Source organism: Ignavibacteria bacterium (assembly GCA_016707005.1).
Classification (GTDB): Bacteria; Bacteroidota; Ignavibacteria; order Kapaibacteriales; family Kapaibacteriaceae; genus UBA10438.
This window is the reverse complement of the sequence record JADJIQ010000005.1, coordinates 489261-512013: the sequence shown is the minus strand read 5'-3', so window position 1 is coordinate 512013 and position 22753 is coordinate 489261. Positions and strand designations below refer to the sequence as shown.

Here is a 22753-nt window from a genome sequence, read left to right as displayed (position 1 = left end):
TCCAACGATGATCGTCCTCACTGGCGGCGCGGGTTTCATTGGGAGTTGCTTTCTTGCTTCGCTCAATGCCGCAGGACGTGAGGATGTTCTGATCGTGGACTCTCTCGGTACCGGGAACAAGTGGAAGAATCTTGTTGATCGGACGTTCATTGGCATAGTTGGCAAGGAAGAATTCAGGGATATGATGGCCGTTGGCGACGTAGAAGACGTTGAGGCTGTTGTCCATATGGGTGCCTGCTCCTCCACAACGGAGACAGATGCGGACTACCTCTATGACAACAACTACCTCTACAGCATCGACGTCGCGGAATTCGCGATCGAACGCGGAGCACGGTTCATCTACGCAAGCAGTGCTGCAACGTATGGCAGTGGCTCACGAGGCTATACAGACGGCTCAACGGATCTGCGTCCGTTGAACATGTATGGGTATTCGAAGCATCTGTTCGATCGCTGGATCAGAGAACAGAACCTCACAGATTCTTGTGTTGGTTTGAAGTTCTTCAACGTGTTCGGTCCAAATGAATATCACAAGGGCAGTATGTCCAGCATGGTATTCAAAGCCGTATCTCAGATCCATGCATCGGGAAGTGTGAGCCTATTCAAGAGTGTCGATCCGTCTTATACAGACGGCGGACAGATGCGAGACTTTGTCTACGTGAAAGATGTCTGCAAGGTGATGATGACGCTGTTGGAACGGCCTGATGTGAACGGGATCATGAATCTTGGGACCGGTGTTGCACGAACATGGAATGACCTCATGACCGCAGTGTTCACTGCCATGGGTCGAGAACCGAACATCGTGTATACGGATATGCCGGAAGGTCTCGCGAAACAGTACCAGAACTTTACGCTGGCCGATATGTCCACCATGCAACGAGCGTTGCCTGATGTACACTTCGGTCCCCTTGAATCAACCGTTGCCGACTACGTCCAAGAGCATTTGCTCAAGGACTGGCCGTATTTGTGAAAACCAACTGACTAGAACGGAAACAGACGGATGGCAACCCTACGTGAAACACGCGACCGCATAACCTCGGTCAAGAATACGTCGAAGATCACCCAGGCAATGAGCATGGTGGCAACGGCGAAACTTCGTCGTGCCCAAGATGCGATCATCGCTGCCCGCCCCTTTGCAAAACAAGTGCAGAAGATCCTTGGTAATCTGTCGTCGGCAGATACAGAGTTCGTGCACCCGTTCTTCGAGACCCGCAAGACCGTTACATCGATCGCGATCATCGTGATCTCGTCGGACCGTGGCCTCTGCGGTGCGTTCAATACGAACCTGTTGCGTGCCGCCGGACTTCGCATGGCGGAGTTGCATAAGGAGCATCCTGCTGCAACCATTCACGTGATCCCTGTTGGAAAGCGTGCCGTGAACTCTGCTCGTAAGGGCTCGGAGGACGTGGTCCGTGAGTTCAACGACGTATTCACGAAGCTCGACTACAGTACTGCCGTAGATATCGCCGAACTCGTTTCCGATTCATTCCTGGCTCAGCGTTTCGATCAGGTAGAGTTGATGTCCAATGAGTTCGTTACTGTGATGCGCCAAGAAGTGCGGAGAATGCAGCTGCTTCCGATCATTCCTGATGTGAAGCCTGACAAGTCCCAGCACAACGTTGAGTACATCTTTGAACCTACACGTGCGGAGATCCTTGATACGCTTCTCCCAATGTATGTGAAGCTTCAAGTGTGGCGTTCCCTCCTTGATTCCAATGCAGCCGAACATGCTGCTCGTCGTATGGCGATGGAGAATGCTACTACCAACGCCCGCGACCTTATCAAGTCTCTGCAACTCATCTACAACCGCGAACGTCAAGCAGCGATCACCAAGGAAATGTTGGAGATCGTGGGTGGTGCCGAGGCACTGTCCGGCAACTGATCCATAGGTTGCAATGAACGAGCGCCCGCCGATCTTCTCCCTGCGTGGTCTCATCCTCGCCATCATCATGGTGGTGATCATTACAGTATTGATATCAGCCGAATTCAACGGCTTCAATACGTATGCTACGGCGTATGATGCTCGTATCGGTCTCTATGGAGATAAGCTCGACTCGCTGAACAAGATCCGTTCGTGGAAGGAACGTCTCTTCATGAGACATGTAGCGAACGTGGAGATCCCTACATACATCGTCAACCACATGCGTCCAACGGACGTCGTCCTTCTTCCTCCGATGTCGTATGCCGGACGATATATGACATCGAACGCGATATGGACCGACGCGCGGATCTTCACCTGGATGGTTGGTTTTCAGAACATTGTTACCTGGGCGGATTCAACACGTCGTTCATCAGCGAACGCTTTTGTTGTGCTCAATGAGAACCAGATCTGGATCGCACGTCGCGGTGGGCAAACGAACATCGATTCGTTATTGATCGAATACGGGAAGGGGCGATAATGAACGTCGGCATCCCGTTCTTCATGATGATCGGCCTTCAGTGGATAGCAGGACTTGCTACACTGGGAGCATTGCGCGTTGCCATGCCGAGGTCAATGTCCATCCCGCTGGCCTTGCTTGTGGGCATGTTCTTACATACGGTCGCATTCTTTGGTTGTGAGCTGCTGAACATTCCGTTGTCCACCGGAACGCTATTGATCTCCGGTGCTGTTGTTGCATTGCTGCCGCATGTGTGGTGGAAGAATGTTTCAGCGTTCTATAGCGGACTCCTCTCGAAGCCGACCTGGACGCTCACGCTCTATGACATGATACCGCTTGGTGTTGCCCTCTATGTTGCGTTCATCGCTACATGGGCTGCATGGTATTGGCCGGTTACACCGTTCGATGCGATGGCAGGCATCGATCTCGTTGCTCGTCAGACGGTTGAAGAAGGCACGATCGTCAATCGTGTCTTCACTGATCCTTCTCTTGCGGGCCAACTGTCCAACCAGCCATTCTACGCCCCATTCGCCATGTTGCTGCAGGTGATGTTCCGCCTTGTTGGATTCGCCTATGGTCAGCTGTGGGTCCCAATAGTCGCATGTGCACTGGCGTGGTTTCTATGGTCGGTGCTACGTGAACTTGCGCATCCATTCATCGCCGGCATTCTCTGGATCCTCTATATTCTCACGCCTGAGATGCTGGGGTACTCCTATCTCGTTCAGACGGATCATATCAACGCCGCATTCTTTGCTATTGGCGCCATTCTGATCTGGCAAGCCATCGCCAAGAATCAACAAGCCCTGTTGTGGTTGTCAGTGATCATGCTCTGCGGGGCATGCTGGTCTCGTACGGAGTCAATCCTGCTCGTTGCGATCGGCGTTGCTGCCTCTCTTCCATTCGTGGCACGCGCGTTCTCTTGGCGTTCGGCGGCAACGTATGCAGCGGTGGCAGCTGTTGCGTCTCTTGGCGTCTTTGCCATTTGGCATGTTCTGTTCTTCAATGCCTATCTCCCGGTACGCCCGTCTACGGCGGAACAACTTATCGGCTTTGATGGAGCTCGGTTCATACAGGTTGTCACAAGCACCTTCTCAAATGTCGTTATCGATAAGGGGCTATGGGCGGGTTCATTCCTCTTGCTTGCTGTGGTCTTTGTCGGCAATGTGGTTGTAACTCGCAAGACAGGACCATTGCTACCACTTATGTGGATCGGTGTTGTCTTCCTCGGACTTTGGTTTGTGGGGACGATATTCAGTGCGGCGATAGTTGAGCAGACGTTGCGCCGCGGACTCTTTAAGGTGATACCACTCATCTTCGTGTATGTTGCAGGGACAGAATTACTTCAGCGTGCATCACGCAGTCTGATGCAGTGGGAGGCAGGACGCACGTCCTGATGAATCATGCCTAAGATCCTCGTCATCCTTCTTGCTTCCATCGGTACGATCGTGGTCTTGGTGTCACTCAGTGCACTTGTATCACGCATCTTCGTTGCAAGTGCGATCCGCAAGCTCATCAACTCGGTTGGGAAGGAGCCCCTTCCGCATTTCTCATCGGAACTAGCGCGTAAACTTCCGGAGCCGGTGCGGAGATATCTGCATTATGCACTGAAGGAAGGACAGGCGAACATCCGGTATGCAGTGTTACAGCAGACGGCACGATTCCGACATCGCCCGGGCAGTCCGTGGTTCACTGTGAAGGCCAAGGAAGTGTTGTCGGGTATGGAACCAGGATTCGTGTGGGACGCCACTCTGAAACACAATGCCGCATGGTGGCGCACGGCAAAACTCAGCTACATGCACGGAACAGGTCACGGACATTTGAAGCTCTTTGGAGCGCTCACGCTGCAAGAGTATGAAGGCCCCGAGACAGATACCTCAATGCTGTTCCGATTCCTGAGCGAACTTGTATGGTTGCCAACCGGACTCTTGCCAACCAACACCTTGCGTTGGGAAGAGATCGACGCGTCAACTGCTCGTGCTGTTATCACGGATGGGGAGACGCAGGTTCAGGCAACGTTCCATGTGAACGATATTGGTGAAGTAGACCGAATCGTTACCGGTGATAAGTATCGCGATCATAAGAGCGGATTCGAACAAGCAACGTTTACGCTGCATTGCAGGAACTACCGCGAGATCGATGGTGTGATGATACCAACGGAGGTTGACTTCGTGTGGAATCTTGACTCGGGGGACTTTGAATACGGCCAGTTCAACGTTACGGACGTTGTGTTCTACTACGAGTGAACACGTGGCATTCTGCGCGACTCTAAGTACGCAGATGGAATGGCGAGGATCTTCTCATACATCGATGTACTTGCTCTGCGTAGGAACACGTTGTAGTCCATGGACTCCACCACGCGCAGGATGCGTCGATAGTTTCTGCTCATCAGCAGCACCGTGATCCGACTGTCGCTGGAAAGCATTGCGATGCCAGGTTCCGCCGCTTCGTAGTATTCATGCGCGCGCTCTACGTAGCTGCGTATCAGTGATCGTACGTTCGGAGTGAATCGTTGGCTGAGAATGTCATCCTCACTCACGTCGTATCGATCCAAGTCTTCTTGCGGAAGATAGATCCTACCCCGTTGCGCGTCTTCGCCAACATCGCGGATGATATTCGTGAGTTGCATAGCGATGCCGAGGTCCACTGCTCGAGGAAGAGCCGTTTTGCACGAATACCCAAAGATCTCCGACGTCATGAGTCCAACAACAGATGCTACCTTGTAGCAGTACGTCCATAGATCATCGAAGGAATCAAAACGTGTGATGGACGTATCCATTAAGACGCCTTCGATCAGCTCATCAGGTAAGCCGCGCGGTATGTGGAAGCGAGTAAGTGTGTCATCCCATGCAAGAAGGATGGCGCTGCGCTCGGTTGCGTCCGGTATAGTGGTTAGAGAGCGGGCGTAGACGGAGTCCAAGTCCGCCTTCCACTGAGAAACAAGACGCACGGCATCTTCCCGCGTCACGTTTCCCTGCTCCATTGCCACATCTACGAGATCGTCTACGTACCGACAGAATGCATACACCGCATAGCAGGCATTCCGTTTATTGAGCGGGATGAAGCGCGATGCGAAGTAGAAGGTCTTTGCATGGATGTAGGTGACCTTGCGACACACTTCGTAGGCATCGTGTATGGAGATGTTTGAAGAGTTCACGCGACGAACATTCCCTAGCTTTGAGATTCACAAACGAAACACCAATGAAGATACGCACCGTCTATCGCTGTTCGTCCTGCGGACATGTAGCTCCGAAATGGCTTGGCCGTTGTCCGGCTTGCGGAACATGGGAATCCATGATCGAAGAAGTTGATGCACAGACTTCCAAGGGTAAGGGGCGATCCAATCGTTCATCGATCGATGTTGTTGCGGGAGCTGCTACGCCCCTTACAAGTGTGATGGCAGATCAAGCGCCCCGCATCCACACCGGAATGGATGAGCTCGATCGAGTGTTAGGAGGCGGACTCGTACCAGGGAGTATCGTGCTGGTAGGGGGCGATCCGGGAATGGGGAAGAGTACGCTCATGTTGCAGCTTGCAGCCCATGCGGGAGCTCTTGTACCTGACCGTGCATGTCTGTATGTGACTGGTGAAGAGAGTCTGCATCAGATCAAGCAACGTGCTGAACGACTAGGTGTGAAGAGTGACGGCATCATTGTAGCGTCAGAAACGAATGTTGAACGCATCGTTGCCTTGATCGAACACACAACGCCATCGCTTGTTGTGGTGGATTCCGTGCAGACCATCACGACCGATCTCATGGAGTCATCGGCCGGCAGTGTGGCTCAGGTTCGCGAGTGTACGTCGCTTCTAACGCGGATCGCAAAACGCAGTGGTATTCCGATCATCATCATCGGTCACGTTACCAAGGATGGCCTCATTGCCGGACCGAAGGTACTTGAACACATGGTCGATGCCGTGTTGCAGTTCGAAGGTGAAGGCACCTATTCGTATCGCGTGTTGCGTGCATTGAAGAATCGCTACGGGTCAACGAATGAGATCGGCGTCTTCGACATGACCTCGAGCGGTCTGCGTGAGGTGCACAATCCAAGTGAAGTATTGCTCTCCAACAGGAGTATGGACGAACCCGGCACTGCTGTTGTAGCTGTGATGGAGGGAACACGTCCACTCCTCGTAGAAGTACAGGCCTTGGTCTCCCCAACCGGATATAGCGTTCCGCAGCGTGTGAGCACTGGCTACGATACGAAGAGACTCCAGATGATCCTTGCCGTTCTTGAGAAGCGAGGGGGCGTGCAGGTGCGTCAGAGTGACGTGTTTGTCAATGTGGCTGGTGGGATCGCCGTGCAAGACCCTGCGATCGACCTCGGAGTGGCGGTAGCCATTGCGAGCAGCGTAACTGATAGACCTATTCCTTCGGGAGTTGCCTTTGTTGGGGAACTAGGTTTAACGGGTGAGGTACGTAGGGTTGCCTATCTTGATCAGAGAGTGGGCGAAGCGGTGCGGTTGGGACTGGATCAGATCTATGCTCCAACGTCTGCAGAAGCCCCTTCAAAGAACATCGTACCAGTAGAGCGATTGTCGCATGTACTCAGTGCGTTGTTCAGATAGGGAACAAACATGTCAGGTAATGGTATAACTGCAGAATCAATGCAGTCGGTCCGACATAACGCCACTGATGAAGATCTTCTGAAACGGTATCTCGAGGGTGACGAAGCGGCCTTCGTTGCACTCATGCGCCGGTATAAGGAGCCTATCACGACGTACACCTACCGATTCTTGGGTAACTACGACGACGCCGTCGACGTTGCGCAGGAGACGTTTGTGCGCTTGTATCGTTTTGGCCACACCTTTGTTGGCGAAGTGAAGTTTTCGACGTGGCTGTATACGATCGCATCCAATCTTGCTCGTACGGAGCTGAAGCGATATCGCAGAAGATTCGGTACAAGCCTAAGCGAGGAATTCAGTGTGGGCGAAGATGATTCAGTTTGGGACATCCCTGATGAAACATATCGCCCTGATGATCAAGTCGATAGAACACGGATCGTTCAGGATGTTCAACGTGCCTTATTGAGTGTGTCTCCTACCTATCGTGAAATGGTGATCCTTCGGGATGTTCAGCAGCTCACCTACGAGGAGATAGCCGAGATCACGAAAACGGAGATGGGAACGGTGAAGAGCCGTATCAACCGAGGTCGTGCACAGCTTCAGGAACTCTTACGCGATCTCTACAATGAGGTCTTTCCCTCGCAGGAATAGTGATGTCTACTCTATCCCCAGTTCAACCTCCCGACGATTTTGAGCGCGTTGTCTATCTGCGTTCGTTGTTGTCTTCACTGCCGCCGATCGAAACACCGGTCTCCTTTGAGGACAAGGTGTTAAAGAAGGCCCGCAGCGGCGGGGCCGTCTATAGGTTGCTGATCGTTGCCACAACAGTTCTTGGGTTGCTTGGAGGCGTGGTGTGGTGGACATCTCAGCCCAACATCACGGTAGTTCGTGCGGTGAACCAGATCGAGTCCCCAACCGTGGATCTGTATGATCTTCCGCCCGTGCCGGTGGAGGTTGACAAGCGTTACGAGAAACTGCGAAAGAAGAAGACCCAAGAGCCACGCTTTGGCGTAGCTGGGCATTGAGCGCTTGGTATGTCGTATCTTGCGTGCTAGCACAGAGATACAGATTCCATGTTTGAAAAGGAACTTGACCGTGTCCGCAAACAGCTGAAACAACAGCTCGACACGCGTCAGCCCAGCATCCCCCTCTCGGCCATCTTGGCCAATGAGAACGTTCATCCCGCCTACCGCGCGTATTTCCGTGCGGAAGCCGAGTGGTGGCTCCATGAAGAGAGGGCAATCCGTTCGTCCAATCCGCGGTTCGATACCGGGAATGAGGCGTTGCGTGCCATGTTCCCCAAACTCGATGATCTCTACATCAAGTCCGCCAGGTTCGATCATGAGGAACTGACCGCCACGATCGATGCTGCTGTTAAGACCCGACTGAATTTTCTCGTACGGCCGCGTACCACCCTAAAGTGGTTCGTTTTCCGTGGGGAGCCCACCAAGCCCCTTTACGAGATCCTTCTCCGGCTCAACTACCTCACAGATAACACCTACCTGCTGGAAGGCATCCGCCAATGGGCCAAGGCACGTCCGGCAGAGTCCTCGGCCAACGAGATCCTCAGCGTTGTGGAGTTCGAGCGGATCGTAGAGAAGGTGGACAACGATGCCATCCTCGATCTGTCTCAGGACGAGTTTGTCCGCCTGCTCGATGGCATCTATGCCTTCTTTGCGGAGGCGGACCCCGACCTACCACCTGAATCCGTCCCTACCGAGGCCGTGATCATCTTCCTCGATGATAAAGGGGCTGTCCCGATCTCCCAAGCTCTGGAGCGCCTGCTGTATCGGGAAGAGCTCCGCGCCCTTACCCGCCTCAAGTTCTTTGACGTGATCGATACCGTGATCGCCAACATCGAAGAGACCGTTCCCGAAGCGATCACACCAGCGCCTTCTGACCCGATACCAGTGCCCGAACCTGTACCCGAACCATTACCAGAGCCGGTTCCTGAACTCGTGGAAACCGAGATAACGGCCGAGATCCCCGAGGTTCCAGACATCCCGGATGTACACGCCGGCAGGGAAGAGCGTTTCAGAACCATGCTCGATGTCAGCTCAAAGGAACGGGTGATCAAGAAAGTCTTCAATAAAGACGCGGAGTTGTATTCACGGGTGGTTTCCGACGTGCTCAGGTGTGCCGAGTGGAAGGAAGCAGCCGGAGTAGTCGACAGATTTTTTGCCCGTCAGGGAGTGGCGCCGGACAGTACGGCAGCCATGGAATTTGCCCAGGCCCTGCACAGGAGCTTTGTATGAACTTTATCGATACCGCCTGGATCAACGTCAAGGCCGGTGATGGTGGTCCCGGCCACATCTCATTCCGACGCGAGAAATACGTCCCCAAGGGTGGTCCCGACGGCGGAAACGGCGGGAAAGGTGGCTCCATCATCATCGAGGCCGACCGTCAACTCGGTACGCTGCTTGACTTTACGTACCGCAGGCACTACAAGGCCGTGAGTGGGGCACGAGGCGGACAGAGCAACTGTACAGGCAGGAGTGGGGATGACGTGGTCATCCGTGTTCCGGTAGGGACCGTGATACGCGACAAGGTGACAAAGGAGCAGATCGCCGACCTAACCCAGCAGGGTCAGCGAGTTACTGTTGCCCATGGCGGCATGGGCGGTCGGGGCAACTCCGAGTTTGTGACATCGATCAACCAGGCGCCCCGTATGTCAGACCCCGGAACGCCAGGGGAAGAGCGAGACATTGAGTTCGAACTCAAGATCTTGGCAGATGTTGGTCTTGTAGGGTTCCCAAATGCCGGCAAGAGCACGCTGATTGCCACGATCTCGGCAGCGCGGCCCAAGATCGCAGACTATCCGTTCACAACCTTGGTGCCCAACCTTGGGCTTGTGCGGGCAGGTGAGTATCGCAGCTTCACCGTTGCTGACATCCCTGGACTGATCGAGGGGGCTCATGAGGGCAAGGGGCTTGGGATCCAGTTCCTTCGTCACATCGAACGGACCGCAGTTCTCCTCTTTATGATCGACGTGATGTCTGAGGATCCTGAAAAGGACCTAAAGACCCTTCGTAATGAATTGGGCCAATATTCCGCGTCGCTCCTCAAGAAACCATGGCTTGTGAGACTCACCAAGGCCGACACCCTCACCCCTGACGAGCTCGCAGAACTGGCTAAAGGCAAGTTTGTAAAGAAGCACAAGGCAAAGATCATCTCAGCCGTTGCTCAAGAAGGCATCACCGAACTCATCGAAGACCTATGGAAATACGTGCACGATATGCGTAACTCCCAGGAATTTGGCACGGGGCTTGTGGAATAGCTCCTGCCATCAAGGTGGGCTGGATTTCGGGGGGTGACCCACCGTGATCTGGTCCAATGTCCTTGGTGGTGTGGAATCTGTTTCACAGGTTTGTCTACGTAGAACCACGTAGCAACACATAAAAACAACGCTGATCGAAGACAATGACTCAGACGACGCAGAACATATTCGCGAAAAACGCTAGTCCCATGGCATATATGATGCTTTGTGGCAAAGTCGTGTTTGGTGGAACCGCTCCGTCGACCTATTTTCGCGACGATGTACACGCCTCTGGCAACGGGGGTGTTGTGCGCCGTGCCGTTTCAATCCAACGGTTCGGAAGGACATTATGACTCTACGCGACAATGCACAATCTGAAAAATCAAGGCGCCTCGGGCGCCAATTGGTGTTTGTGAATGGGGAACAGACCACGTCAACTATGAAGAATAACAGTAAGAGTAACAGTATTTCAAAGTCTCATTTGGAGGATCGTATGAATCGATTCGATTCCGCGTTCTCTTCGCGACAACGGAGTGTGGGGCGTTGGCTCCAGGCTCTGTTGTTGACGGTCATTACGACCGCCGGGTTGCTAACAGGCATCTCGGTGAAGGCGCAAACCGTTGATCTGTTGGCCAGTCCGGGTCCGAACCCGGTCTGTGCAGGACAGAACACAACACTTCGGGCCACCCTGACAGCTCCCGGTATCAATATCGGTTATGCTGTTAACGGTGCTGCACCTGGCTACGCATTCGCCGCACCAGGCGGCGCCGAGGTTAATCTGGCATTGGACGACGACGAAGTTTCTGCTGAGCAGAACGTTGCCGGCCAATTCCGTTTTCATGGACGCCTCATTGACCTTGCGGTTGACGGCTTCTATGTAGGCTCGAATGGTTTCATCACGTTCCGCAACGACCCACTCGCAGTTCAGATCGCCCCGCGCAATCTGGCCGCTCCGGGTGCAGGTGCTACATATGATGCTATCTACCTGGCAAATACGGACCTTTCGCCACAGGTTGGCGGACAGATCTGGTATGAACTCGTAGGTACAACGCTCATCGTCACGTTTGACGATGTTCCGTACTTCTATCCAAACCCACCGGGACCGATCCCACCGGGTGCTCCAAATCCTGCAACAGTCTCTGTTCAGCTGGTCCTTCACCTTGAAGGTGACGCAGATGCTGGTCAGATCGACATCTTCGTAGAGCAGATCGACGACAACGCTCTGAACGTTCAAGCAGCTCAAGACCAACACACGATCGGTCTTCTCTCGCTTTGTCAGCCACCGCAAGCAACGATTGGTCAAGACCAACGTCCTGGCGCTGGCGGTCCATTCCTCAATGAAGTATACTCATGGGTTCCTGGTCCGCTGGCACTCGCTGGCACACAAACAGCCTTCTTCCGCTGCCCAACTCCAAATGTGCCTTGCGTAGGTGCAGGTGGAACAGCACTTGGAACAATTGGCGGCGCTGGACCTACGTGGGATCTCGTTACAGCCCTTCCTGCCGCAACGGTGGATCGTACGTGGTACTATTATGGTATCACAACGCTCAATAACTGTACAACGGTTCAAACTGCGGATTATGCAGTTGTTGCGAATGCCCAACCGGTAGCAATTGGCTCGATCACAGGTACTCAGAACATTTGCCAAGGTGCAACTGTTCAATATGTAGCTGTACCATCTATTGCTACATCAACACTGGCATGGTCGACAACAGCACCTGGTGCCACGATCATCCTTTCGGGTGCTCAGAACCAGATCGCGGATATCCAGTATCCTGCTGGCGGATCGAACGCCGGTACGAGCTACAACATCCAGGTAACAGAAACTGGTCCGGCACCAACGAACTGCTCAGCGATCAGCACGTTCGTTAATCGTGTAACGATCTATTCGGTTCCGGTTGGACCTCTTACAGTAGCACCAGGTGCTATCTGTGCGGTGGCAACAGGCTCGAACAATGTGACTTACTCGACTCCTGCTGGTTATGGTTCCTATGCATGGGCGTTCGTAACGAACACCATCGGAGCTACATTCCCTGCAGGTAGCACGAACACAAAGGTCGTCACCGTAACGAATCAACCGGTACAACCGGCCGCGGCTGCAACAGTAACGGTCCAAGTGCAGGCTTTCAACGGGCCGGGCAATCTCTGCCCAGGACCGGTGTTGCAGACATCCTTTACTGTTAACCCACTTCCGCCAACAAATGCGGTAGCCGGTTCAGTTGCGAGTGTTTGTGCCGGTACGAATATGACGTACTCCATCACGAACAATGGCGGAACTGGCCTTGTTGGTGTTGCGGGTAATACATATACATACACGGCCTCAGGTCTTCCATTTGTATATACTGGCGGTTCAGCCGGATATCCAAACGGAACACCACTTGCGGCAAACGTTGTTGCAAATCAGTCGCGTCAGCTTAACTGGACGGCAGCTGGTACAGGAACAATGACTGTTCTTGAAACAACTGCTAGTGGTTGCACACGCACGTATAGCACAACAACAACGGTTAACCCGCTCCCAACGCCATCGATCGTTGGTTCGAACACACCTTGTCAGTTTGTACCTGCCACACTTGGTAATCCTTCATACCAATCGGCTCCAAACCCAATTCAGTATTCATACACGCTCAATACGGTCACAGTTGGCAACAGCTATCGTTGGGCGGTCACTGGTGGTGGTGGAACGATCGTCGCAGCGAATGCAGCAACAACAACTGCTCTTCCTGCAACATCTACAACAACACCTGGAAACGTCAATCTTGGTGTATCGCTTATCACTGTTCAGTGGTCAGCCCCAGGTGCAGGCACAGTTACCGTTGATGAGCGTACTGCCCTTGGCTGTAACGCTAGCTCGACGCTTAATGTGACTGTTATTGCGACTCCTCCTACAGGAGCCTTTGTACTCACTGGAGCACTTGCAACGTGTGCGTCACCAGCAGCACCAGTCGCGTATACCGCAACAGGTGCTGGGTCCCATTCGTTTACAATTTCAGGTGGAACACCACAAGCCCCATTCGTTGGTGGCTATGCTCTTGGTGGTCCGGGCGTTACTGGAGTTGGTCCTGGTGGATTTAGTGTTCAGTGGGGTGCTGCCGGAACCGGTACCATCTCTCATGAATACACAGAAGGTGGTTGTGCGGCTGTAAAGACCTACACAATCACGATCAACCCAAATCCTACGTTCAGCATTGGTGCACCAGCTCCAACGCTTTGCGGTAATCAAGCGCATACGTTCTCAACATTGGCACTTGTCAATGGTGGTGGTGCTCCTACCTACTTGTGGGCAGAAGCCCTTGACGTAGACGGTATCGGTACGCTTGGCGTGAATAACAATCCAACGATGATCGTGACATTCACGAATCCTCCGGCTGCTACATCTTCGTACTCGCTTACACTTACAGTAACAAACACAACAACCACTTGTGCAGCAACTGTGACGCAGGCGTTCACGATCAACCAGGTGCCTTCAGCTCCGGTCATCACACCGGTGGCAACAGCGTGTGCAGCTTCCCCGCAGAACCCAGTTTCTACGACGAACTACACGATCACAACGGCTCAGGCTGGTTCGCTTGCAGTTAACGTAACTGGCGCTCCGGTTGGAACAGTTGTAACTGGCAGTCCTTTTGCTCAGCCAGTTGGTGCCGTCGCACGTACGATCACATGGGGTCAATTGCCACAAAACGCGGCACTTGTACCACAGAGCGTTGTCGTGACGATCAATGCACAACTCACATCGGCAGCAGGCTGCGTCAGCTTGGTTGGTTCAACCAACACAACCTTTTATGCACGTCCTGCACCGGCTCCGATCACATTTGCTCCGGTTCTTCCATTCTGCGTCAATACACCGGTACCGATCAATGTTGCAGTGGCAACAAACGGTGGGGCAGGCCAACCGGGAGTTAACTATGTTTGGGTTCCAGGTGGTGGCATAGTTCTGAATGCGGCTGGACCAGCTCCCGACCTCACACGTCAGATCACAAATCTTGGTGGTGCAGGTCCGAAGTCAATTACAGTGACAGGGGTTGATGCTATTTCGGGTTGCGGAACGTCAACAGTGACAAACTTCGTAGTTGACCCGGTTCCAACTCCATCGATCGTTATCAATGTTCCTACTGCTGGCTTGAATCCAAACGTTGTCTGCCAGAACTTGGTAGATCCGGTTGGCATGCCACACGCTGGTCCGTTCACGTACACATATGACTTCGCTACTCCACAAGTACTTGGCAACACGTACTCGTGGCAGATATCGAATGGTTATATCGTTGCGTACTCAACGAACAATGGTGGTGCATACACAACGATCGCTGGTAACGTAGCTCCGGTTGCTAGCCAGCTTCTTCCGGGCACATTGAATGCATCACGCGTGCGTGTTGTATTCTATGGTGCGTCACCTGCAAAGATCAAGGTCACGGAAGTGCACCCTGGTGGTTGCGGTGCAACGACACCTGACTACAACGTCACACTCAATGTTATCCCAACTCAGTATGCTCTTGGTGTTACACCACAAGACATCTGCAACACGGGTGCCCAAACGGCACCACTCACGCTTGCAAACTCGCAAGTTGGTTACTCGTATCAAGTCCAACGTTCAACCAACGGTGGTGGTACATGGGCTAACGCAACGGTTGCTGCTCAAAATGGTACTGGTGCTGCTCTGAACTTTGTTGTTCCTACAGCAGATCTTGCCTTCACAACTGTTGCTCCTGCACCTACGGTGTATCTGTTCCGTGTTGTAGCATCTAATCTTGCTCCGGTATGCGGACCGTATATCGTTTCGACAGGTGATGCCACAGTTAATGTTCATCAGATCCCGAATGCAGCTCTTGCTGTAACGATCGCTCCAACGCCTGTGTGCTTTGGTGACCTCGTAAACGTTACAGTAGCTGGATCTGAGAACTGGGTAACGTATGAACTCTTCCGTCGTCAGATCCGCGACAATGCAACCGGTGCAGCATTGCCACCGGCAGCATTCGTGTCAACTGGTATTAGCGCTGTAGGTACAGGTGGAGCACTCCTCCTTGCCGACAACACAAACCCAGTTGGTGGTTATCCACTGCTTGCCGCTGCGAACTACGAGTATGAAGTAGTTGCAACGTCGAACACGAATCCGCCTGCTTGCTTCGTGATCCTCACGCAGCATCCAACAGCTACGGTCTTCGCTCTTCCGCTTGTTCAAGCGAATAGCTACACACCGAACCCAGTTTGTTGGGAACAGCCGGTGATCTTCACCCAGGCTGGTTCACAAGACGGTGTAACGTATGAGATCCTCCGCAACGGTGTTTCGATGGCTCCTGCTGTTACCTTCAATGGTACTGGTGGCGCGATCGGTCCGATCTCGATTCCAGCTCTCAGCGTTCTTCCGACAAACCCAGCCGTTCCAACGATCGTAAACTTCGAAGTGCGCGCTCAACTGCGCACCGGTGCAGGAGTTTATGCTCGTCCGATCCCAGCTTCAGCTTGCCCTGTATCAGATGCTCCGGGTACGGACGTTACCGTCAATCCTAAGCCGGTTGCTTCATTCTCGGGTTCAAACCCAGCATGTGGTCCATCGGTTGGTACATATACGGCTGCAACTCCTTCCTTCGGTGGATGGGCTGCAACGTATGATTGGAAGATCCTTGGTGTTGTCGACAACACCGTAGAGATTCCGGTAACAACAAATCCTCCAACAGGTACAACTCCACTCGTTGGAAACAACACAGGCTTTGGTACGCTTAATCCGTTCGTCACAACATGGGGAACCCACCTTCTTTCATGCAATGGTGTATACAATCCATTGCCTGTGAAGGTCCGCATGATCGAAACGAACGTCTTCGGATGCCCTGACACAGCGGTTGTGACGGTGACGATCAACCCAACTGTTGCAGATGCTACGATCAGCGGTCCAACAACGGCATGTATCTATGGTGGCTTCGAAGAGCACCTCACAACGTACACAGTAGCACGTGCACCTGGTTGCGTGTTCCCTGCCGGAACAACGTATCTCTGGAACATGCCAACTGGTCCTGTTGTCGGTGTGATCCGCAGCGGTCAAAACACAACATCGATCGTTACAGAGTGGCACGCTACGGGCGGCACGAACATCGGTCAGATCCAGCTTGCTGTAACACTTCCACCGTCACACGGTGGTTGCGTGACGAACCTCACGTATGACGTGACGGTGTACCCACAACCACAGCCAGTGATCACAGGTCCAACGCAGGTTTGCCAGAATTCAACTGGTTCACCAACGTCGACTTCGATCTACACGGCCACGCTCTTCACGGGCGACACGTATAAGTGGGATGTTGTTGGTGGAACGATCACAACACCAGGTGGTGCAACAGGCACAGGTGTTGTTGGTAACCCATCGACGATCACAGCAGTGAATGGCAATAGCATCACGGTAACATGGGGTACAACTCCTAACCCGAATGCTACGATCACGCTTACACAAACAAGTGTTGTTGGTTGCCTCAACCGTACAACTCTCAACGTCAACGTTAACCCAACGCCGAACCCGGTCATCAATGGCCCAGGCGTAGTGTGCGACAATGCCGTTGCATCGTACAGCACAGCAAACAATGCTCCTGCTAACAGCTATGCATGGACAATGCTCGGCGGTAGTAACGCAACGATCACAGCTGGTGCCAATCAGGCAACAGCAACGGTCCTTACGGGCGCTATCGGCGGTGGCAACTCGTTCACGCTCCAGCTTGTTGAAACAACAAACGCTACAACTTGCTCGAAGACGGTAACACGCACGATCACGATCGTTCCAACACCGGCTCCGACGATCACGCGTCTCACCCCAGGTGGTGCAACAGGTGGCTCATGCCTTAACCAAGTGATCCAGTATGGTCAGACAGATCCAACTGCTGGTACGTTCTCGTACAAGTGGACAGCTACAAGCGGCATTATCTCGGATGTAACAGGTAACAATCCTGGTCCGGACAATGGCACTACTGTCTATGTCAAGTGGAACACTGTAGGTACAGGCACGATCACTCTTGCTAAGTGGCACACATCATCACAGTGCACAACCACTGTATCACAGAACGTAACGATCACGAACCCACCTGCGCCGGCCATCACTGGTCCGACAAACGTGTGCGGTGAGCAGATCGCTACATACAGCACGCCGAACGTTGTGGGCAACACGTATTCGTGGAGCTTCTCTAACGGATCGATCGTAAGTGGCTCGGGTACTAATGCCCTCACGATCAAGTTCACCAATCCAGGTGTTGGTTCTACACTGTCGTCAAACGTTACAGTGACAGAAACGAATACTCTGAGCGGTTGCACAGGTTCGGCCACAGTGCTCGTCACGATCCGTTATCAGCCACAAGTGCAGACCATCACTGGTCCAACACAAGTGTGCGCATACAACGCGGTCACAAACCCAGGTAACGTTGCCTACTCTGTTGCTAACAACATTGGAGCAACGTATCAGTGGACGGTAACTGGTGCAACGATCGTTTCTGGCGCAACAACGAACGCAGTTCAAGTTCGCTGGACAACGATCGGCACGCAGACACTTACAGTTGTTGAGAAGGAAGCAACGGGTCTTTGCTCGGCTACTTCTACGCTCAACGTTGCTGTAACGTACATGCCTGCACCATCGATCACGGGCAATCTCAACGCATGCTCGAATAGCGCCGAAACATATAGCACACCAGCAGTGGCCGGTAGCACGTATGCTTGGACTGTGTCGGGTACAGTTGCAGATCGCACGACCTCGGGCTTGACAAACAACTCGATCACAGTTCAATGGCTCACAGCCGGCACTCGCACTCTTACAGTGATTGAAACCGCTGGTCTTTGCACAGCAACGGCCACGGCGAACGTCACAGTAACTGCTAAGCCAGCTCCGGTCATCACACGTGTATCTCCGCTCGGTCTTCTTAACCAAGCTTGCTTGGATGAGACGATCACGTATTCCACACCAAACGGTGGTAGCACAACGTACCTCTGGACGGTAACAGGTGGAACGATCACTGGTGTAAACAATGCGAACGCTGTAACCATCAACTGGACAGCTATCGGAAACCAAACGCTTTCGGTTGTAGAGACATCAACGGTTAACACCGGTTGCGTCGGAACAACTTCGCTCAGCGTTTCGGTTGAAGAGCAGCCAAATCCGGTTATCTCAGGTGGAACACCTGTTTGCTCCGGTTCAACACAAACGTATTCGGTAACAGCCGTCGCTGGTCACACATATAACTGGTCGATCACCGGTCTGGCAGCAGATCGCACGATCACCACGAGTGTAACTGGTAGCAGCATGTCCGTAACGTGGAACAACGCCGGTTCCTACACGGTGTCGGTCCTTCAAACGAACAACTCCGGTAACTGCTCACGCACAGCAAATCTTGTTGTGACGGTTCAGCAGACACCAACAGCCACTGCGATCTCGCGTGTCTCTGGTACTCCGCTCAATCAAGCATGTAACGGTGAAACGATCTCCTACTCAACACCAGCGAACGGCGCAAGCTCATATCTCTGGACAGTAGTTGGTGGATCGATCAACGGTTCGGCTACAGGAAACGTTGTCTCGGTAACATGGCAGACAGTTGGTAACAACACGATCACAGTGACGGAGACCACGACGGGAACGCCGTGCTTCAAGACTGTGACTCAGAATGTTGCTGTCACACGCATGCCAACGCCAACGATCTCCGGCAATCTCAATGCATGTTCGAACTCAACAGAAGTGTATAGCACACCGGCACAAGCTGGCAGCACATATGCTTGGACGGTTTCGGGCACAGCAACGGATCGTACGATCGCTTCTGGTACAACGAACAACACGATCACAGTGCTCTGGCTCACAGCCGGTACACGCACACTTACGGTAACGGAAACAGCTGGTCTTTGTGTCGTCACAACTACAGCGAACGTTACAGTAACTGCTAAGCCAACTCCGGTCATTACACGTACTTCACCAGCTGGTCTTCTTAACCAAGCTTGCTTGGATGAGACGATCACGTACTCCACTCCGAACCTTGGCGGTACAACGTACCTCTGGACAGTAACGGGCGGTACGATCACTGGTGTCAACAATGCAAATGCAGTGACAGTGAACTGGACAGCACTCGGAAATCAAACGCTGACAGTTGTTGAGACAGCAACGGCTAACACCGGTTGCGTCGGCACAACATCGCTCAACGTTTCGGTTGAAGAGCAGCCAAACCCAGTCATCTCTGGTGGCACACCAGTTTGCTCTGGTACAACGCAGACATATTCAGTAACAGCAGTTCCTGGTCACACGTACAACTGGACAATTGGTGGTACGGCAGCCGATCGCACGATCGTCTCCTCCATCACTGGTTCGAGCGTAACCGTCACATGGAATAACGCTGGTACATATGCTGTTGGCGTCACGCAGACAAACGTCTCTGGTAACTGCTTCCGCAGTGCAACACTGAACGTCACTGTTCAGCAAACACCAACAGCAACAGCCATCTCCCGCGTAACACCGGGTGGTGCTGTAAACCAAGCTTGCCAAGGTCAAACGATCACGTACTCAACGCCATTCGTTGGCACGAGCTCGTATCTCTGGACTGCAACAGGTGGTGTTATCAACGGTACAGCAACAGCTAACACTGTTTCGGTAACGTGGCAGACGATCGGCAACAACACGCTGACAGTAACAGAAACCACGACGGGAACGCCGTGCTTCAAGACTGTTACGCAGAATGTTGCTGTGAGCTACACGCCAACACCGAACATCACAGGTTCGACAGTTGTCTGTATCAACAAGGAACACACGTATTCTACGCCAGCCGTTCCAGGTAGCACCTATAACTGGGTGATCACACCAACGAACGCCTTCGCTACGATCGCAGGATATCCAACAAGCAACACGATCACAGTTCGCTGGATCCAGCCTGGTCTTCACACAATGAGTGTGACAGAAACAGCTCTTGGTGGCTTCTGCTTCACAACAACAACGGTGAACATCCGCGTTAACCCGATCCCAACGCCAGACATCCAGTCTGCAACGGGCTACGGTAATCCGATCACACGCCGTCCGGGTATCGTTTGCAACAACAGCACACACGTCTACTCTGTAACACCAACACCTGGAAATGTCTTCCAGTGGGTTGTAACAGGTGGTACGATCACTGCTGGTAGCAACACAAATCAGATCACGGTTCTTTGGGGTGCTGCCGGTAACGGTACCATCGCTTGCACCGAGACTGTTCCTGGTTCTGACTGTATCACAACGGATACTGACACGATCCTGATCCGTCCGACGCCAACGCCGGTCGTTACAGGTCAAGTCAATCCATGTGGCAACAGCGTTCAAGACTACACAACACCATTCGTATCGGGTAATGCATATACATGGACCGTTGTTGGCGGCACGTATGTGAACCTTGCTCCGAACACGATCCGTGTAACGTGGAGTGCTCCGGTTTGGCCGAACACGACAGCTGCTACGGTTAGCGTTCGTGAAGATGTTGCTGATGTTCTCCCTGCAGGCACATGCTTCGGTGTGAACACGCTCAACGTCACAATCCGTCCAATTCCTCCAACACCATCGATCACAGGTCCATCACCGGTCTGCGCAACGGATCTTTCAGATTCGCCAGCAACCATCAACACGGCAACGTATACATCGAGCATCCCTGTGATCACAGCGGGCTCAGGTAGCCTTCAGCCAAGCTGGACTGTAACAAACGGTGTTATCGTCTCGGGTCAAGGAACACTCACGATCGGTGTTCAGTGGGCTAACTCTGGTCTTACACCGATCACGGGTAACCTCACGGTCACACATACATCGAGCTTCGGTTGCTCAGCAACTGGATCGCTGTCTGTAACGATCAATCCGCTTCCGAACCCAGTCATTTCTGGTCCAAGGTCTGCTTGCCAGAATTCGCTTCAGAACTATAGCACACCGGGTATCCCTGGTAACACCTATAGCTGGGCAGTTTCTGGTGGCAACATCATCCGTGCTGGTCAAGGCACACCGAACGTAACAGTTGAGTGGACACTCCCGGGTGCTGCTACACTGACGGTTACAGAAGTGAATGGCTTCCTTTGCACGGTTCTGAATACGATCAACGTTACAGTCAACGCTCTTCCAAACGCAGTTCTGACGGCTTCTGGCCAGACGACATTCTGCCAAGGTGGAGATGTGACTCTCAGCGCACCGATCGGCTTCTCTTCGTACATCTGGAACACAGGTGAAACAGCACGTAGCATCGTTGTTCGCACAACGGGCAAGTACTGGTGCACAGTGACGGATGAAAACGGTTGCTCTAATAGCTCGGATACGATCCAAGTGAACGTATTCCCAAGCACGCTGCCGATCATCGCGATCAATGCTCCAACAACGTTCTGTGAAGGTGGTAGCGTAACACTTACAGCTCCTTCCGGATTCAATGCGTACCTCTGGTCGAACGGCGCTCAAACGCAATCGATCGTGGTCACACAATCTGGCTCGTACACTGTAACTGTTGCTGATAACAATGGCTGCACAGGCACATCAACGGAAGTTGACGTAGTTGTGAATCCAACACCTGCACCGGTTCTTACACTCATTGGTTCTGCGAATCTCTGCTCAGGTGACAGCGTTGAAGTACGCGCACCGGCTGGCTTCGTATCGTACACATGGGTATCTACTTCAGGCACGAATTACGGCACAGCTCGCTCGATCATCATCCGTCAAACGGATACGGTCTATTGCCAAGTTGTTGACGTGAATGGTTGCGTTGGTTCGTCCGATACCGTTGGTATCACGGTCGCTCCTGTCGCTCCTCCTGTCATCACAGCAAACGGCCCAACCACGTTCTGCGAAGGTGGTGCTGTAACACTTACTGCACCTGCTGGCTACGCATCATACATCTGGTCGAACGGCGCAACTGGCCGCACGATCACGGTGCAAAATGGTGGCGAGTTCTGGGTTACGGTCACGAACAACACGTCGTGCCCTGCTAACTCAACTAAGACAGTGGTAACGGTGAACAGCTTGCCTGTTATTCCTACGATCTCCCGCATGGGTGATGTTCTCACCGCGAACTCAGCAGTTGCTCAGTCGTGGCAGTGGTTCCGCAACGGAACAATGATCGCTGGAGCTACGGCCAAGACGTACACAGTGGCTCTGCCAGGCTCGTACCGTGTTGAGATCGCAGATAACAACACCTGCGCCTCGGTCTCTGAAGCATTCGATGTTATCCTCACGGATGTCGATGAAGATGTAGTAGCCGGCCGTCAAGCCGAACTCCGCGTCTTCCCGAATCCATCGAATGGTCAGTTCTCTATCGAAACAACGATCACACAAGCTGGTCCGGTTCGCATTGAACTTGTCAATGCAGTCGGCGAGCTGGTGATGACACTCAATGAGGCCGCAAACGGCGGTGCATTCCGCACGTCGGTCGACATGGGTATCCTCGCCAACGGTGTCTACAACGTGGTCGTCACCACGGGTAGCGAACGTTGGGTGGTCCGTCTGGTCCGTCGTTAATTCGACCAGCCAGCTTCACATTTCAGCGGGGACGCACGTCAGTGCGTCCCCGCTTTTTATTTTGGCCAAGTCCGTAACAGTTGACCTCTTTGAGCTATCATACTCACTCACCAC

At 53.1% G+C, this 22753-nt stretch carries 12 protein-coding genes; 11 read left to right on the top strand and 1 reads right to left on the bottom strand.

The genetic code is table 11. The features are described from left to right. Nucleotides 1–7: 7 nt before the first annotated feature. The 5 genes from rfaD to IPI29_10505 are packed head-to-tail and all read left to right on the top strand — an operon-like array spanning nucleotide 8 to nucleotide 4618. Nucleotides 8–967 (top strand): ADP-glyceromanno-heptose 6-epimerase, encoded by a 960-nt coding sequence (gene rfaD, locus IPI29_10525; protein ID MBK7412976.1) that lies wholly within the window; start codon nucleotides 8–10, stop codon nucleotides 965–967. A gap of 30 nt (nucleotides 968–997) precedes the next feature. Beyond that, on the top strand, nucleotides 998–1879 hold the full coding sequence (atpG, locus tag IPI29_10520; GenBank protein ID MBK7412975.1) for an ATP synthase F1 subunit gamma: 882 nt from the start codon (nucleotides 998–1000) through the stop codon (nucleotides 1877–1879). Between the two features lie 13 nt (nucleotides 1880–1892). Further along, nucleotides 1893–2396, top strand: a complete 504-nt coding sequence (locus tag IPI29_10515) for a hypothetical protein (protein MBK7412974.1) — start codon at nucleotides 1893–1895, stop codon at nucleotides 2394–2396. Beyond that, a complete protein-coding gene (locus IPI29_10510) occupies nucleotides 2396–3769 on the top strand; it encodes a hypothetical protein (protein MBK7412973.1) in 1374 nt (457 codons plus the stop codon). Before IPI29_10515 ends, IPI29_10510 begins: the two co-directional genes overlap by 1 nt. Nucleotides 3770–3775: 6 nt before the next feature. After that, nucleotides 3776–4618 (top strand): hypothetical protein, encoded by an 843-nt coding sequence (locus IPI29_10505; protein ID MBK7412972.1) that lies wholly within the window; start codon nucleotides 3776–3778, stop codon nucleotides 4616–4618. Here IPI29_10505 and IPI29_10500 read toward each other — a convergent pair. Then, the gene (locus tag IPI29_10500; protein ID MBK7412971.1) at nucleotides 4609–5556 is read right to left on the bottom strand and encodes a squalene/phytoene synthase family protein; all 948 of its coding nucleotides are present in this window, start codon (nucleotides 5554–5556) and stop codon (nucleotides 4609–4611) included. The genes IPI29_10505 and IPI29_10500 overlap by 10 nt on opposite strands. Nucleotides 5557–5573: 17 nt before the next feature. Between IPI29_10500 and radA the strand changes: the two genes are divergently transcribed. The 6 genes from radA to IPI29_10470 all read left to right on the top strand — a co-directional run bounded on the left by radA (nucleotide 5574) and on the right by IPI29_10470 (nucleotide 22639). Continuing rightward, entirely contained in the window at nucleotides 5574–6938 is a 1365-nt protein-coding gene (radA, locus tag IPI29_10495; GenBank protein MBK7412970.1) for a DNA repair protein RadA, read from the top strand. Nucleotides 6939–6977: 39 nt separating this feature from the next. After that, nucleotides 6978–7586, top strand: coding sequence for a sigma-70 family RNA polymerase sigma factor (locus tag IPI29_10490; GenBank protein MBK7412969.1), 609 nt, complete (start codon nucleotides 6978–6980; stop codon nucleotides 7584–7586). 2 nt (nucleotides 7587–7588) lie between these two features. Next, complete coding sequence (locus tag IPI29_10485; protein ID MBK7412968.1) at nucleotides 7589–7960, top strand: hypothetical protein; 372 nt, start codon at nucleotides 7589–7591, stop codon at nucleotides 7958–7960. Nucleotides 7961–8008: 48 nt separating this feature from the next. Next, on the top strand, nucleotides 8009–9190 hold the full coding sequence (locus tag IPI29_10480; GenBank protein ID MBK7412967.1) for a hypothetical protein: 1182 nt from the start codon (nucleotides 8009–8011) through the stop codon (nucleotides 9188–9190). Then, entirely contained in the window at nucleotides 9187–10212 is a 1026-nt protein-coding gene (gene obgE / locus IPI29_10475; GenBank protein ID MBK7412966.1) for a GTPase ObgE, read from the top strand. The genes IPI29_10480 and obgE overlap by 4 nt, the downstream gene beginning before the upstream one ends. 472 nt (nucleotides 10213–10684) lie before the next feature. Next, nucleotides 10685–22639 (top strand): T9SS type A sorting domain-containing protein, encoded by an 11955-nt coding sequence (locus IPI29_10470; GenBank protein MBK7412965.1) that lies wholly within the window; start codon nucleotides 10685–10687, stop codon nucleotides 22637–22639. The last annotated feature ends 114 nt before the right edge of the window (nucleotides 22640–22753 follow it).